Here is a 13230-nt window from a genome sequence, read left to right as displayed (position 1 = left end):
AACCTGACAGACCTCACAAAAAACTTTCATCAAAATTACGTAACTTTGCCGACTACTAAAAATTTTATGGAAAGTATACAAGTTCACGACAAAACTTTTGTTCCCTATTTAGAGGATACTGAAATTCAGAAAATCGTAAAAGCAACCGCTCTGAAGATCTATGAAGATTACAAGGACGAAGTTCCTGTTTTCATTGGTGTACTGAATGGAGTAATCATGTTTTTCTCTGACCTTCTTAAACATTATCCCGGAGAATGTGAAATCGCTTTCATCCAGATGAGTTCTTATGCAGGAACAGAATCTACAGGAATTGTTTACCAGAAAATGGAATTGACCAAAGACGTAAAAGACCGTCACATCATCCTGGTAGAAGATATTGTAGATACAGGAAATACGGTTGAAAGTTTATTTAAATATTTCAACGAAACACAACGTCCTAAATCTGTAAAAATCGCTTCATTCTTATTAAAGCCTGAAGTATACAAGAAAGATTTCAAACTGGATTATATCGGGAAAGAAATTCCAAACAAATTTGTTTTGGGTTATGGTCTTGACTACGATGAACTGGGAAGAAATCTTCCGAATTTATATCAGTTGGAAGAAGGAACGATCAACCATTAAACAGCTTTTAGCTTCTCAAAAGAAATAAATTTAATAATAACTAAATACAGCTGAAGGCAAGAAGCCAACCGCCTATTGCCACAAGCTCCTCAACGCTATGATAAACATTGTTCTGTTCGGCCCTCCAGGAAGTGGAAAAGGAACTCAAGCTCAAAATCTGATTGAGAAATTTAATTTAAAGCAGATCTCAACAGGTGATCTTTTCAGATTCAATATGAAAAATGACACTGAACTTGGAAAACTGGCAAAATCTTACATTGACAAAGGAGAACTGGTTCCTGACCAGGTAACGATTGATATGCTGATCGACGAATTGAGAAAACCGACTGATGCAGCAGGATTTATTTTCGACGGCTATCCAAGAACTGCAGTACAGACTGAAGCCCTGGAAAAAATCGTAAAAGAGGAATTGAATAATGACATTGATGTTTGCCTTTCACTGATCGTAGAAGATAAGATTTTGGTTGAAAGATTGTTGAAAAGAGGTGAAACAAGCGGAAGAACCGATGACAGCAATGTAGAGATCATTGAAAACAGGATCAAAGAATATTACACAAAAACTGCAGAAGTAGCAGAATTATATAAGCAGCAAGGTAAGTACGTTGAGATCAACGGTGTAGGGGAAATCAATGAGATTTCTGAAAAGCTTTTTGCTGAAGTAGAAAAAATTAGTTTATAGTTAATGGTTGATGGTTGATAGAAAAGTACACTACCATTAACCAACAACCGACAGCTGAAAACTAACAATTAAAGAATTATGTCAAATTTTGTAGATTACGTAAAGATTCATTGCAAAAGCGGTCATGGTGGTGCAGGTTCTGCCCATCTCCGCCGTGAAAAATATATTCCGAAAGGAGGTCCCGATGGAGGTGACGGTGGCCGCGGAGGCCACGTTATCATGAAGGGGAATTCACAGGAATGGACTTTACTTCCCCTTCGTTACACGCGTCACGTAAAAGCGGAACGTGGACAGAACGGAGCGAAAAACCAGTTAACCGGAGCGTACGGGGAAGATACTTACATTGAAGTTCCTGTAGGCACTATTGCTAAAAATGAGGAAGGTGAAATCGTAGGTGAAATCCTTGAACACGGTCAGGAAATCATCCTGATGGAGGGCGGTAAAGGCGGTAAAGGAAATGAGCACTTCAAATCCTCTACACACCAGACTCCCCGTTATGCACAACCAGGGATGGACGGACAGGAAGGTTACATCGTTTTCGAACTTAAAATCCTCGCAGATGTCGGTCTTGTAGGCTTCCCGAATGCAGGAAAATCTACTCTTTTAGCATCGGTTTCAGCAGCAAGACCAAAAATTGCCAATTATGCCTTTACGACTTTAACTCCCAACCTGGGAATCGTAGATTACAGAAATTACAAATCTTTTGTCATGGCAGATATTCCGGGAATCATCGAAGGAGCTGCTGAAGGAAAAGGTCTGGGACACAGATTCCTGAGACATATCGAAAGAAATTCAATCTTATTATTTTTGATTCCTGCAGATTCTGAACATCATTTTCAGGAGTTTAAAATCCTGGAGAATGAACTGAAAGAATATAATCCTGAGTTACTGGATAAAGATTTTGTCATTTCTGTTTCGAAAGCCGATCTATTGGATGACGAACTGAAAAAAGAAATTGCTGCAGAATTTCCGGAGCACAGAAAACCGTTATTCTTCTCAGGGGTTACCGGTGAAGGTCTGATGGAACTGAAAGATGCAATCTGGAAACAACTTCACGGATAAAAATAGTAATTGTGCTGTGAATTCCATTACAGCACAATTTTTCTTTATACTTCAGATGTTTACAGAAATAAACTTTTGTAAAAATGAAAAAAAACTTTTTTTTGTTCTTTCAATCACTATTTCGGGATTTATCAGTGTTCAGGATTCGAAACAGGATTCAGATTCAAATTTTAAATTTGGAGTAAAGCCGGATATAATCTCTCAGGTATGAAATTTTTTGACAATAAATTAGATTCAAAATCGTATTTCTTTACCGGGCTGATAGGTGAACAGCCTGTTTTTTCAAAAGTGGACATCCAGGCGGAGGTTTGTATACTCAGTTGGGTGGGACAGAATCTATGCCGCTGATGTCACTTGTCGGCAAAGACATGACCTATATGGGTACTGTAGATTTTAATTATCAGTTAAATCAAATTCAGGTTACGGTTTCAGTAAAATATCATTTTATCCCCAACTTTTCGGCATCTGCCGTTATGAATTTCGGATTTAATATTTCTGAGAAATTAAAAACTGACGGAATCGTCAACGGAGGTACTTCTCAGAACTATGACGGAATTAAAGGTCTCAATCTTTTTCCGTTTCTTGGATCAGAATATAAAATCAACGAGAGTTTTTTTGCAGACGTCCGGTATCATTTTAATTTTATTGAAATCAACAAAGAAGGCTTTCCTATAAAAGTAGGTTTTCTGCAAGCCGGTGTCGGTTACCTGTTTAATTAACATATAAAAGAAACTAACAAGATTTCTCTTTAATGGAACACTTATTGAGAGACTACGCTCAAATTTAAACAATGAAATATTTATTAAGTCTCTTCGCTGTTGTGGTACTATTCTCTTGCCAGACTCAGAAATCAGAATCAAAGTATTCAACCATAGAGTATGAAGCCGGGGCATGCTTCGGATTTTGCCCGATTTATAAAATGACCATTCAGGCAGACCGTACTGCAGTTCTGGAGGCTGAGCATTTTAATTTTTCAAAAGGAACTTCAAAAGACGAATTTTCAAAGGAAAGAGAGGGCACTTTCACAGCAACTATAAAGGAAGCAGATTATCAGAAACTTGCATCCCTGCTCAATGATCTTGATGTAAAAAACCTTAAGGATCAGTATGGAAGTCGTAATGTAAGTGATCTTCCTACTTCATATTTAAGGATAAAGCTTGCAGACGGAACGTCAAAAAACACAGAAGATTATGGAAAAAGAGGTTCTGAAAAACTGATGAAAGTGTACCAGTTTTTTGAAGAATTAAAGCAAAATCAGCAGTGGAACAAAGTAAAATAACAGCATTCCATTAATTTAGTCTATCTTTGCAGTATATTTCGCGGCATTCTCAGCCAGTAAAGTACTATTTTACTTAAAAATTCTGTTAAAAGTTTTTAGCAGATTTTGCTAAAAATGATGAAGTATACTGCTTCACCCGCACTATTTTAATACACAATTTTTATTTTGTTATTTACAGACTTAAACATTATCAAGCCCATTTTAGATGCGCTTCAAAAACAAGGTTATGAAAACCCTACCCCTATTCAGGAACAGGCAATCCCATCAATTTTAGAACACAGAGATGTATTGGGAACTGCACAGACAGGAACCGGAAAGACAGCAGCGTTCGCCATTCCCATCTTACAGAATCTTACCGAAAGGAAAGGACCGAAGAACAATCATATCAAAGCATTAATTCTAACTCCGACCAGAGAACTCGCTATACAGATTGAAGAAAGTTTCAATGCATACGGAAAAAACTTACCGCTTAGAAAATTAGTAGTTTTCGGTGGTGTAAAGCAAGGCAGCCAGGAAACAGCTTTAAGAAGAGGTGTTGATATTTTGGTTGCAACTCCGGGAAGATTATTGGATTTTATTGCTCAGGGCATTATCAGTTTAAAAAATCTTGAAATTTTTGTATTGGACGAAGCCGACCGAATGTTGGATATGGGCTTCGTACATGATGTAAAAAGAATCATTAAACTTTTGCCACCAAGAAGACAGACGCTTTTCTTCTCTGCAACAATGCCTACAGAAATTCAGAAGCTGGCAGATTCAATTTTAAATACGCCGATCAAAGTTTCTGTAACGCCTATTTCTTCGACAGCAGAGACCATCAAACAGTCTGTTTATTTTGTTGATAAGGACAATAAGCTTGATTTGCTGACTCACATCTTACAGAATGATATTTCAGGATCTGTTCTGGTATTTTCAAGAACCAAGCACGGAGCTGATAAGATTGCAAGAAAATTACAGTCGGGGAATATTTCTGCAGAAGCGATCCACGGGAACAAATCCCAGAATGCAAGACAGAATGCCTTAAATAATTTTAAGTCCGGAAGAACACGTATTCTGGTTGCGACAGACATCGCAGCAAGAGGAATTGATATCGACGAACTGAAGTATGTTGTCAATTACGAACTTTCAGACGTTGCAGAAACGTACGTTCACAGAATCGGAAGAACAGGAAGAGCAGGATCAGAAGGATCTTCGATCTCTTTTGTAGACGGACTTGATCTGCTGAACCTGAAAGATACGGAGAAACTGATCGGAATGAAAATTCCTGTTGAAAAAAATCATCCTTTTCACACCGATAATCTTGTAGTGGAAAAAAGAGATTCCAACAACAAACCATTCACTCCGAGACCTAAACCTTCGGGACAGCAAAAATCTGATCACAGTAAGAAGCCCAAAAACAAGAGCAACTTTTTCAGAAATAAATAAAAAATCAATGCCTTCCGGACCGGAAGGCATTTTTTGATTTAGTAATCTATATTTTTCCGAAGAGCAGTCTGGCATTTTCACTGGTAATTCTATCAATCTCAGCAAAATCTTTATTATAAATATTCACCAATTTACCTGCCACCAGATCCAGATATGAACTTTCATTTCTTTTTCCTCTGTGGGGAACCGGCGCAAGGTACGGTGAATCTGTTTCCAGAACGATTTTATCTAACGGGATCTCATTTAAGAACTGGTCGATCTTACCGTTTTTAAAGGTCACTACCCCACCAATCCCTAATATAAAATTTAAACCGATCGCATGGTGTGCCTGTTCAAGATTACCGGAAAAGCAATGGAAGATTCCTCTCAATTTCGGATGTTTCTTTCTTTCAAGGACTTCAAAAGTTTCGTCAAAGCTTTCTCTGGTATGAATGACGATCGGCAGGTCTTTTTCTATGGCCCAGTCAATCTGCTGTTCAAAAGCTTTCACCTGAATTTCTAAAGTCGACTGATCCCAGTACAGATCAATGCCTATTTCTCCGATGGCAGGAAATTCCCTTTCATCCAGGTACTTCTTTACTGTTTCCAGTTCTTTTTCCCATGATTCCGGTTTTACATAGCAGGGATGAAGCCCCATCATTGAAAAAACATGCTTAGGGTATTCACTTTCCAGCTGAAGCATCTTTTCATGAGACCCGGAATCAATGGCAGGAAGATAAAATGAGGTAATTCCTTTATCCAAAGCTCTCTGAATGGCTTCTTTTCTGTCTTTATCAAATTCCTCAGAATATAAATGGGTATGTGTGTCAATCATTCTTATTAAATTTTAATAGATCTTCATAAGGATTTTCAAGATTGAGCAGCATTCCGAATGCCGGCTCAGTTTTGATTCCTTTTTTCTTTAATTCTATTATTTCCTGTTTAAATTCTTTTCCTTTCTGATCTAATATTTTATATTCTGCAATCATGTGCAGATATGCATTTTGTTGGGTTGTGGGTATATTCTGTCCGAAAATCTCTATGGGAAACTCTTCCAGCATAAAGTTTATAATAATAGATTTTTCGCCATTGATAACCTGATATTCTATCTTGATATCCTTCCCGGAAGGAACCATTTTACTCAATGTACTACGATCCGGAAAATCTTTCTCAAATTCAAGATCCACCTCGCAGATAATATCAAGATCACTTCCTTCAATATCAATTCCGATGGGAATGGTTCCGGCTAAAATAGGAGAATAGCATTCCAGAATCTGGAAGATTTTATGTTTTTTCAGAACCTCATAAGCCCTTTTCTGTCTTTCATTCCCGTTTGTCAGATAATCAATTTCAGTAAAGTCAGTCATTTAAATCAGAATATCCTGTGTTTGGTTTTCTTTTGTTGAATTTCAATTCTCTGATTCAGTTTTTCTCTGAATTCTATATATTTCGGATCTTTTTCATCATCAGATCTATGTTCCAAAGCTTTATTAATTTTAAAATTCTCTTTCATAAAATCTCCGGTTTCAGCTGAAAAATAAGCACTGCCAAATTTTTCAAAGATGTATTGAACAGCCTGAGCATTGGGGTGAATCATGTCTTCTTTGTAAAAACGGTAATCACGGAGATCATCCATCAAAATCTCATACACCGGAAGGTAGTAACAGTTTTCAATTTCTGGGATTGTCTCATGAATTGCTGTAATCAATTTTGATTTGCTTAACTGATTTTCAATCATTCCGTCTTTTGTATGACGAACAGGAGATACGGTAAAAAGGATTTGTAAATCATCTTTACAGATATCTTTTAAATTTAAAATGCTGTCGTAGATAGAATCTGTAAGTTCCTGATGGGATAATAACCTCTTTTCAAAAAACTTCTGCGGGATCTTATGACAGTTCGCAACCAGCTTTCCTTTTGGTTTAAATTCATAAATAAATGATGTTCCGTACGTGATAATCACCCAATTTGAATCCTGCAGAAACTGATTTCCTTCAACAATTTTCTGATTGATCCGATCGAGGGTCTGATGAATAAACCGGGTATCAAAACTTGAATGATGGTCCAGCGAAATAAATTCACCATTAAAAGTAATCAGTTCTTCCTCCTGATAAAACTCCGAATCATGAAGCCTTTTGATGGCATGATTAGTGGAAAAGGGATTAAATAACGTACCAAAAGGATTATTAACAGACTGCAGCTGCCCCTGCTGAAACAGTCCAGTCATTTCGGAAGCAAAACACGAACCTATTGAAAATATTTTATCTTCAATTTCGATCTTTTTCTCAGAATCTGTAATATCTACTTCTGTCCGGAATTTCATTTTATTTAATTTGAAAATAAAACAATCTGAAAATCTGAAAATGAAAAAACTGAATTAATACTAATTTTCAAATTTTTCCCATTTTCAAATTCTCAAATCAGCGCATTAGCTTTCTCTTCTTAAAAGATAGTTCGCCAATTCAGCAAACGGCTTTTTCTTTTCTTCAGGAATATCTATTTTTGAAAGGTAACTTTGTCCGATTTCATTATGTTTTTCGATCAGGCGCAAGGCTTTCTCATCTACTTTTGTTCTTCTGAAAATCTTTTCAACACCGTAGACCTTATCAATGTTATCCGTTTTTTTAGAATACCAGTGATCCAGTTCTTTTTTCTCTTCTTCTGTACCATGTTCCTTGGCCAGAAGATAAAGAACTGTTTTTTTGTTTTCATAAATATCACCGGCATGTTTTTTACCAAACTGAGCCTGGTCCCCGAATACATCCAGATAATCATCCATGATCTGAAAAGCGATTCCGATGTGTTTACCAAAATTAAAAATAGCTTTGGCATCTTTGAACTGGGCTTTAGCGATCAGTGCACCGATCTCAAATGAAGATGCGCTCAGAACCCCGGTCTTGTAAGTAATCATTCTGATATAATCATCAAAAGTTACATCTGCCTGAGTTTCAAAATTGATATCGTACTGCTGTCCTTCGCAAAGCAATAATCCGGTATGGGTGAAAATTCTGATGCATGCTTTGAAAACCTCCGGTTCAAGGTCTTCAAAAAACTTATATGCTTTCAGCATCAGTCCGTCCCCGGAAAGAATTCCTACATTGATACCGTGTAAAGTATGAATCGTCGGTTTGTTTCTTCTCAAAGGTGCTTCATCCATAATATCATCATGGATCAGCGTAAAATTATGGAAAAACTCAATCGCCAAAGCAGGCTTGATCGCCTGTTTCATATCACCACCGAATAAATCACACGCCATCAACACCATGATCGGACGAAGGCGTTTGCCACCATGCGAGATGATGTAATTCATAGGGTCATACAATTCTGTAGGCTTGTCTTTGAACGTATATTTAGTAATGGCATCAGCAACAATCTGTTGGTAGGTGTCTAAGAATTCCATAAAAGTTTAATATTTTAAACAAAAATACGATTTTTCAGGGGGTTATAAAACAAAAATCTGTCCCATGATCAGGACAGATTTTTTACAATTGCAGCATTAATCCAAATAATTGTTTTTCTGTTTTCTATTTTCTGCAACTTTATCTTTAAACTTTTTACTTAAAGGATTTTTTGATAATTTCTGCAATTCAGCAACCGGATTATCATTGACTTCTTTTCTTTTCCTTACAAAATCATCTTTAGTTGTCCTGATTACTTGATGTATTGGTTTGATTTCATCTTTTAATCTCTGTATTGAGAGAATTGATATCACAAAAAAGGTTTTGGTATCATAGACCTCCAACACTAAACCGGGTAACCCTTTGAATGTATAAGGACCTTCAGAAATAGGAATTTCTTTTGTAAACCAAGCTACATATCTTCTCTTATTATATTCTCCTGATGCCTTCTGACAGGTGTAGCCTGCTATCTGCTTCGTTTCTTTTCCGATCTTCCAGATAACCTTTTCATTTACAGGATATGCATACTGATCTTTAACAATCTTATCAAAAATAAGCAGTTCATTATCATTCTTATATACTTCATGCGATAAATTCACTCTCGGTATCTTAGAAAAATCGATAACCAATTGTCCTTTACTCTGTGCACCCTGAATACTTTTTTTTATGGATTCATTTCTCAGAGAGTCCGTTTTTCTCTTCTGTTCGCTTTTGTATAGTGAAATATTTTTTCCAATTTGCAGAGCCATGATTTCATTTGTTTTACTTTCTTTATTCAAAGTATCTCTAAGAAATTCAACCTGGTATCTGCAGACAATGTCAGCAACGGATCCACTTACATTCTTTTGAGCGTAAGAAAGCAAAGTTGAAAGTACAAATATAACAGCTGTGACCTTTTTCATCTGATTAACAAAGTTCATGATCCCACGCATCCCAGATATCCATGATATCACATTCAATTTCATCATAATAATCACAATAAGTATCATCGATTCTCTCACCGCACGATAAAACATACGCAACAGGGTGGCAATTATCCGACATTGATTTTTTTACCTCTTGTGAAGCGTCTGTAGGATTATCATGATATACAGGACCGTCTTTTTTTCTGCCCGTTCACTTATTGCAGCACTCACCAAACCGTTAAACCCAATGGCTGCTGTTAAAAGTATTTTTTTCATTTTAATTTAATTACTATTTTCTACATCAAAAGTATTTTGCAAAAACTCTTTCAAAATGGAAAACATGTTTATTCGTTAAGTAAGATCAATGTCACTTTGCGCATTTAACTGAAGCTGAAAATGCCGGAATAATTGAATTTTCGGATAAAGCATTTTCTTCAAATGGTTTTAAATCCCATAAATTATATGTCGATTTTCTAACAAACATTTTACCTTGAATACTGTCATCCTTTACATTCAAATAGATTTTATTTGTAAATTGGTTACTTTTAGTATATAAATTCTCAACCCAGATAACAGACACATAAAAAGCACTTTCAATGATGATTTTCTCATTGATTTTAACGGAATTGGTCTTTTTTAAACTGTTCACAGGAACTACATAACTATTCGAATTCAGTCTTGCTCCCACTCCGCTGCGATTTTCTTCATAGATATCTAAAATTAGATATCCCTTATCATGTAGAGACTTTTTAAATTGAATCTTAATATCTTCCAGTTTACACAGATCAAAAGGATGTATAATCCTGATTGCAAACTCTTTGTTACTGTCTATAACAATAGTCTTTTTGCTTTTTTGAAACCCAATTGAAGTATCAACACTAAAATTATCTCTGCTAACTTCTATTTCATTGATATCTTTAAAATCCGGTTTTAATTTTATTATATCATCTATCAATGAAACATTTCTGTCTTGATAACCATTTGCCCTGATCATAAACTCATCAGGTTTTTCATCGAAAAAGTATTTTCCCAAAGAATCAGTAATCAATAACTTATTTTTTAAATAGATTTTTGCGTGCGCAACTGGTTTATTATCAATGCTGTCAACAATTATTATTTCCTGTCCATAACCGAATGATAAAAATAGCAGGGAAAGAAATATGATTATTTGTCTCATGTGGGAATATTAAAAAAGGACTTTCGGATCTATAACAGAAATCTTAAAATCTAAGAATTTGGAACAAGAACTCTTAACAGGAAATCCATTCCCCGGTTGCCTCATGTTGTACTCTGATCCAAAAGATGTAAACATCTTCATAAACAGGTCTTTCATAATGTCCGTGAGAAGTCTCCAGACAAGGACCAAAACCTTCGCCAAGGCCGAAACCTTTTGCTTCAATTTTTGATGGAACTAATGTAAAAATAAAGGTAAGTACCAACAGAAAAGAAAGTAATGATAATTGAAGTGATTTTTTCATCTTTTGTAAAATTTGAAATTAAAAATATCCGCATTCATTTACAGTATCCTGCAAAAACTCTTACCAAAAATGAAAATTTATTATTGAACATACAATTCCAAAAGGAATAGAACATCATTTTATATGGAATAAAATTTCATGAAAAAAAAATTATATTTGTGACAGTAAACACAAAATCATGAATGAAAATTTCAGTTTCAAAATTAAAAAACTGAGAGAATTAAAAGGCATCTCACAGGAGAGTTTGGCTTTCAGTTTAGAAATTTCGCAGAGCTATCTCAGCAAAATAGAAAATGGATTGGTGGAAAAAATAGATTTTAATCTTTTACAAAAAATTTCAACAGTTTTCAAAATAGATCTAAAGCATCTCTTAGATCACAAAAGTAAGGAAGAGATAGGGATCCATACTATTTCAGACTGTCTTCTGGAAATTATTCTTCAGAACCAGGCACAGATCAATCAACTGATGCAGAAACAAAATCAGTTAATTTCTAAACTGATATCTGACGAGAATGTACCATAAAAAAAACTTTGCCTGTTGAGACAAAGTTTAGTGATATAATCTATTTCTTTTTATTAAGTAAGGTAGGTTACAGCAAGATAAGTCAGTGCTGCAACAATTGCTGAAATTGGAATGGTTAAAACCCAAGCCCAAAGAAGACTTACAGTGATTCCCCAACGTACAGCTGATACTCTTTTGGTAAGACCTACGCCGATGATTGAACCGGTAATCGTATGGGTTGTAGAAACCGGAATACCAAAGTGATCGGTAATGAATAGGGTGATTGCACCGGCAGTTTCAGCACTAACTCCTTCCAGTGGAGTTACTTTCGTTATCTTAGTTCCCATTGTTTTAATGATCTTCCAACCACCACTCATCGTTCCTAAAGCAATTGCAACGAATGAAACCAATGGCACCCACATATAATGCTGTGCAAAATAATTAAAACGCTCAGCAGATTCGATGTTTACATAAACAGGATCCTGAAGCATATTGACATGGTAGTAGATAATTGCCGCTCCGATGATCCCCATTACTTTCTGCGCATCATTCAAACCGTGCCCTAAACTGAACAGGGCTGAAGACACCAGCTGCAATCTTTTGAAAGATTTATCAGCCTTATGCGGATTTGACTTTTTATAAAGATGAACGATGATCAGGGTAATGATGATGGATATCACCATTCCGATAATCGGTGCAAGGAATATAAACAGGAAGATTGGAATTACTTTACTGAATTTCACCACATCCTGACTAGCAACTTTTATAACGGTCTGTTTTAAGGTATCCCATATTCCGAGATCAGGAGTTGCAGCAACGACCTCCCGGTAATCCATCAAAAAAGCATGCATCAGGGCTGCTCCCAGGAAACCGCCGATCAGCGTGTGAGATGATGAGGATGGGATCCCAAACCACCATGTGAGAAGGTTCCAGGCGATCGCAGCGATCAGTCCGGAAAAAATAACTTCAAGAGTAATAAAATTTTCGTTAACGGTCTTCGCAATCGTATTACCGATTTTGAACTCACCGATGATGTATGCTGCAATAAAGAAAGCTGCAAAATTCCAGAGCGCTGCCCAAAGCACGGCCTGAAACGGAGTCAGAACTTTTGTAGAAACAATCGTCGCAATAGAATTGGCAGCATCATGAAAACCATTAATATAATCGAAGATTAAAGCCAAAGCAATAATAACCGTAAGTAAAATAGGAAATTCCATTTTTTGTTATGTATTGTTTTTTAAGCGTATTTAATCATGATATTCTCAATCGTATTGGCAACATCTTCTGCTTTGTCGGTTACGATCTCAAGATAATTAAGAACTGATGATATTTTGATGATATTGATGGCATCATTTGTTTCAAAAAGCTCAACCATTGAGTTCGAAAGAAGATCATCAGCAATATTTTCGATAGAATTTACTTTGATACAAGCTTCTTTTACCTGTTCCATGTTTTTAAAACCTTTCAGGTTCTTCATGGCATTCTGAATTTCAAGACAAGCTTTGTGAATGAGTAATGAGAAGTCTGCATAAGCCTTCATCATCGGAGATTTGTATAAGAAAATATATTTTGTAGAAGCGTAAATATAGTCTGCAATATCATCTAAACCTGTTGCGAGTGTATGAATATCTTCACGGTCGAACGGTGTGATGAAGTTTTTTCCCAATTCAATAAAGATCTCATGAGTAAGCTCGTCATTTTTATGCTCATAGTCGCTCATCAGTTTTAACATTGCGTCATCGTTCAGATCAAAATCTTTCACTCCGTTGTTAAAATCATTAGACATTGCAACTAAATTCTCTGTTACCTTTTCGAAAAGCACAAAGAAAATTTTATCTTTTGGCTGAAATGCGTGGAAAATATTACCAATTGCCATTTGTAAATTGTATTTAATTTATTCGT

17 protein-coding genes are annotated in these 13230 nt (G+C 35.9%); 7 read left to right on the top strand and 10 right to left on the bottom strand.

Translation table 11 applies throughout. The features are described from left to right. The first annotated feature begins 66 nt into the window (after positions 1-66). The 6 genes from hpt (at position 67) to AC2A07_RS14235 (ending at position 5066) form a co-directional block, all read left to right on the top strand. Positions 67-621, top strand: a complete 555-nt coding sequence (hpt, locus tag AC2A07_RS14260; RefSeq protein ID WP_484050974.1) for a hypoxanthine phosphoribosyltransferase — start codon at positions 67-69, stop codon at positions 619-621. 97 nt (positions 622-718) lie between these two features. Next, positions 719-1300 carry an adenylate kinase gene (locus tag AC2A07_RS14255; protein ID WP_314497604.1) on the top strand — a complete coding sequence of 194 codons (582 nt, stop codon included), beginning with the start codon at positions 719-721 and terminating at the stop codon, positions 1298-1300. A gap of 78 nt (positions 1301-1378) precedes the next feature. Continuing rightward, on the top strand, positions 1379-2362 hold the full coding sequence (gene obgE / locus AC2A07_RS14250) for a GTPase ObgE (protein WP_484050973.1): 984 nt from the start codon (positions 1379-1381) through the stop codon (positions 2360-2362). A gap of 347 nt (positions 2363-2709) precedes the next feature. Further along, complete coding sequence (locus AC2A07_RS14245) at positions 2710-3081, top strand: hypothetical protein (RefSeq protein ID WP_484050972.1); 372 nt, start codon at positions 2710-2712, stop codon at positions 3079-3081. Between the two features lie 71 nt (positions 3082-3152). Further along, on the top strand, positions 3153-3641 hold the full coding sequence (locus tag AC2A07_RS14240) for a DUF6438 domain-containing protein (protein ID WP_484050971.1): 489 nt from the start codon (positions 3153-3155) through the stop codon (positions 3639-3641). A 165-nt stretch (positions 3642-3806) separates the two neighbouring features. Beyond that, a complete protein-coding gene (locus tag AC2A07_RS14235) occupies positions 3807-5066 on the top strand; it encodes a DEAD/DEAH box helicase (protein ID WP_484050970.1) in 1260 nt (419 codons plus the stop codon). 46 nt (positions 5067-5112) lie between these two features. Here AC2A07_RS14235 and AC2A07_RS14230 read toward each other — a convergent pair whose 3' ends face one another. From AC2A07_RS14230 to AC2A07_RS14195, 8 genes are all read right to left on the bottom strand, one after another. Beyond that, entirely contained in the window at positions 5113-5880 is a 768-nt protein-coding gene (locus AC2A07_RS14230; protein WP_484050969.1) for a TatD family hydrolase, read from the bottom strand. Next, positions 5873-6412: a DUF4269 domain-containing protein gene (locus tag AC2A07_RS14225; RefSeq protein WP_484050968.1), complete on the bottom strand. Its 540-nt coding sequence runs from the start codon at positions 6410-6412 to the stop codon at positions 5873-5875. The genes AC2A07_RS14230 and AC2A07_RS14225 overlap by 8 nt, the downstream gene beginning before the upstream one ends. A 5-nt stretch (positions 6413-6417) precedes the next feature. Continuing rightward, on the bottom strand, positions 6418-7368 hold the full coding sequence (locus tag AC2A07_RS14220; protein ID WP_484050967.1) for a GSCFA domain-containing protein: 951 nt from the start codon (positions 7366-7368) through the stop codon (positions 6418-6420). Between the two features lie 105 nt (positions 7369-7473). Further along, entirely contained in the window at positions 7474-8445 is a 972-nt protein-coding gene (locus AC2A07_RS14215) for a polyprenyl synthetase family protein (RefSeq protein ID WP_314497579.1), read from the bottom strand. Positions 8446-8541: 96 nt separating this feature from the next. Beyond that, the gene (locus AC2A07_RS14210) at positions 8542-9345 is read right to left on the bottom strand and encodes a GLPGLI family protein (protein WP_484050966.1); all 804 of its coding nucleotides are present in this window, start codon (positions 9343-9345) and stop codon (positions 8542-8544) included. Between the two features lie 4 nt (positions 9346-9349). After that, positions 9350-9487 carry a hypothetical protein gene (locus tag AC2A07_RS14205; RefSeq protein ID WP_484050965.1) on the bottom strand — a complete coding sequence of 46 codons (138 nt, stop codon included), beginning with the start codon at positions 9485-9487 and terminating at the stop codon, positions 9350-9352. Positions 9488-9715: 228 nt separating this feature from the next. Further along, a complete protein-coding gene (locus AC2A07_RS14200) occupies positions 9716-10381 on the bottom strand; it encodes a hypothetical protein (protein ID WP_484050964.1) in 666 nt (221 codons plus the stop codon). A 217-nt stretch (positions 10382-10598) separates the two neighbouring features. Then, complete coding sequence (locus AC2A07_RS14195) at positions 10599-10826, bottom strand: hypothetical protein (RefSeq protein ID WP_484050963.1); 228 nt, start codon at positions 10824-10826, stop codon at positions 10599-10601. 178 nt (positions 10827-11004) lie between these two features. On the opposite strand from AC2A07_RS14195, the gene AC2A07_RS14190 reads away from it, so the two are divergent. Further along, positions 11005-11349: a helix-turn-helix domain-containing protein gene (locus AC2A07_RS14190; protein WP_484050962.1), complete on the top strand. Its 345-nt coding sequence runs from the start codon at positions 11005-11007 to the stop codon at positions 11347-11349. 53 nt (positions 11350-11402) lie between these two features. Here AC2A07_RS14190 and AC2A07_RS14185 read toward each other — a convergent pair whose 3' ends face one another. Then, positions 11403-12545, bottom strand: coding sequence for an anion permease (locus tag AC2A07_RS14185; RefSeq protein WP_484050961.1), 1143 nt, complete (start codon positions 12543-12545; stop codon positions 11403-11405). Positions 12546-12565: 20 nt separating this feature from the next. Then, positions 12566-13204, bottom strand: a complete 639-nt coding sequence (locus tag AC2A07_RS14180; protein ID WP_129536417.1) for a DUF47 domain-containing protein — start codon at positions 13202-13204, stop codon at positions 12566-12568. Positions 13205-13230 lie beyond the last annotated feature (26 nt).

This window comes from Chryseobacterium sp. HNCC26DJ238 (genome assembly GCF_057180465.1).
The sequence above is the reverse complement of the archived record's forward strand: the minus strand, read 5'-3'. Positions and strand labels throughout refer to the sequence as shown.

What these genes read in the sequence shown, in the direction of transcription:
- hpt (WP_484050974.1), top strand. Translation starts at nt 67, where the DNA reads ATGGAAAGTATACAAGTTCACGACAAAACTTTTGTTCCCTATTTAGAG.
- AC2A07_RS14255 (WP_314497604.1), top strand. Translation starts at nt 719, where the DNA reads ATGATAAACATTGTTCTGTTCGGCCCTCCAGGAAGTGGAAAAGGAACT.
- obgE (WP_484050973.1), top strand. Translation starts at nt 1,379, where the DNA reads ATGTCAAATTTTGTAGATTACGTAAAGATTCATTGCAAAAGCGGTCAT.
- AC2A07_RS14245 (WP_484050972.1), top strand. Translation starts at nt 2,710, where the DNA reads ATGTCACTTGTCGGCAAAGACATGACCTATATGGGTACTGTAGATTTT.
- AC2A07_RS14240 (WP_484050971.1), top strand. Translation starts at nt 3,153, where the DNA reads ATGAAATATTTATTAAGTCTCTTCGCTGTTGTGGTACTATTCTCTTGC.
- AC2A07_RS14230 (WP_484050969.1), bottom strand. Translation starts at nt 5,880, where the DNA reads ATGATTGACACACATACCCATTTATATTCTGAGGAATTTGATAAAGAC.
- AC2A07_RS14225 (WP_484050968.1), bottom strand. Translation starts at nt 6,412, where the DNA reads ATGACTGACTTTACTGAAATTGATTATCTGACAAACGGGAATGAAAGA.
- AC2A07_RS14220 (WP_484050967.1), bottom strand. Translation starts at nt 7,368, where the DNA reads ATGAAATTCCGGACAGAAGTAGATATTACAGATTCTGAGAAAAAGATC.
- AC2A07_RS14215 (WP_314497579.1), bottom strand. Translation starts at nt 8,445, where the DNA reads ATGGAATTCTTAGACACCTACCAACAGATTGTTGCTGATGCCATTACT.
- AC2A07_RS14210 (WP_484050966.1), bottom strand. Translation starts at nt 9,345, where the DNA reads ATGAAAAAGGTCACAGCTGTTATATTTGTACTTTCAACTTTGCTTTCT.
- AC2A07_RS14205 (WP_484050965.1), bottom strand. Translation starts at nt 9,487, where the DNA reads ATGTCGGATAATTGCCACCCTGTTGCGTATGTTTTATCGTGCGGTGAG.
- AC2A07_RS14195 (WP_484050963.1), bottom strand. Translation starts at nt 10,826, where the DNA reads ATGAAAAAATCACTTCAATTATCATTACTTTCTTTTCTGTTGGTACTT.
- AC2A07_RS14190 (WP_484050962.1), top strand. Translation starts at nt 11,005, where the DNA reads ATGAATGAAAATTTCAGTTTCAAAATTAAAAAACTGAGAGAATTAAAA.
- AC2A07_RS14185 (WP_484050961.1), bottom strand. Translation starts at nt 12,545, where the DNA reads ATGGAATTTCCTATTTTACTTACGGTTATTATTGCTTTGGCTTTAATC.
- AC2A07_RS14180 (WP_129536417.1), bottom strand. Translation starts at nt 13,204, where the DNA reads ATGGCAATTGGTAATATTTTCCACGCATTTCAGCCAAAAGATAAAATT.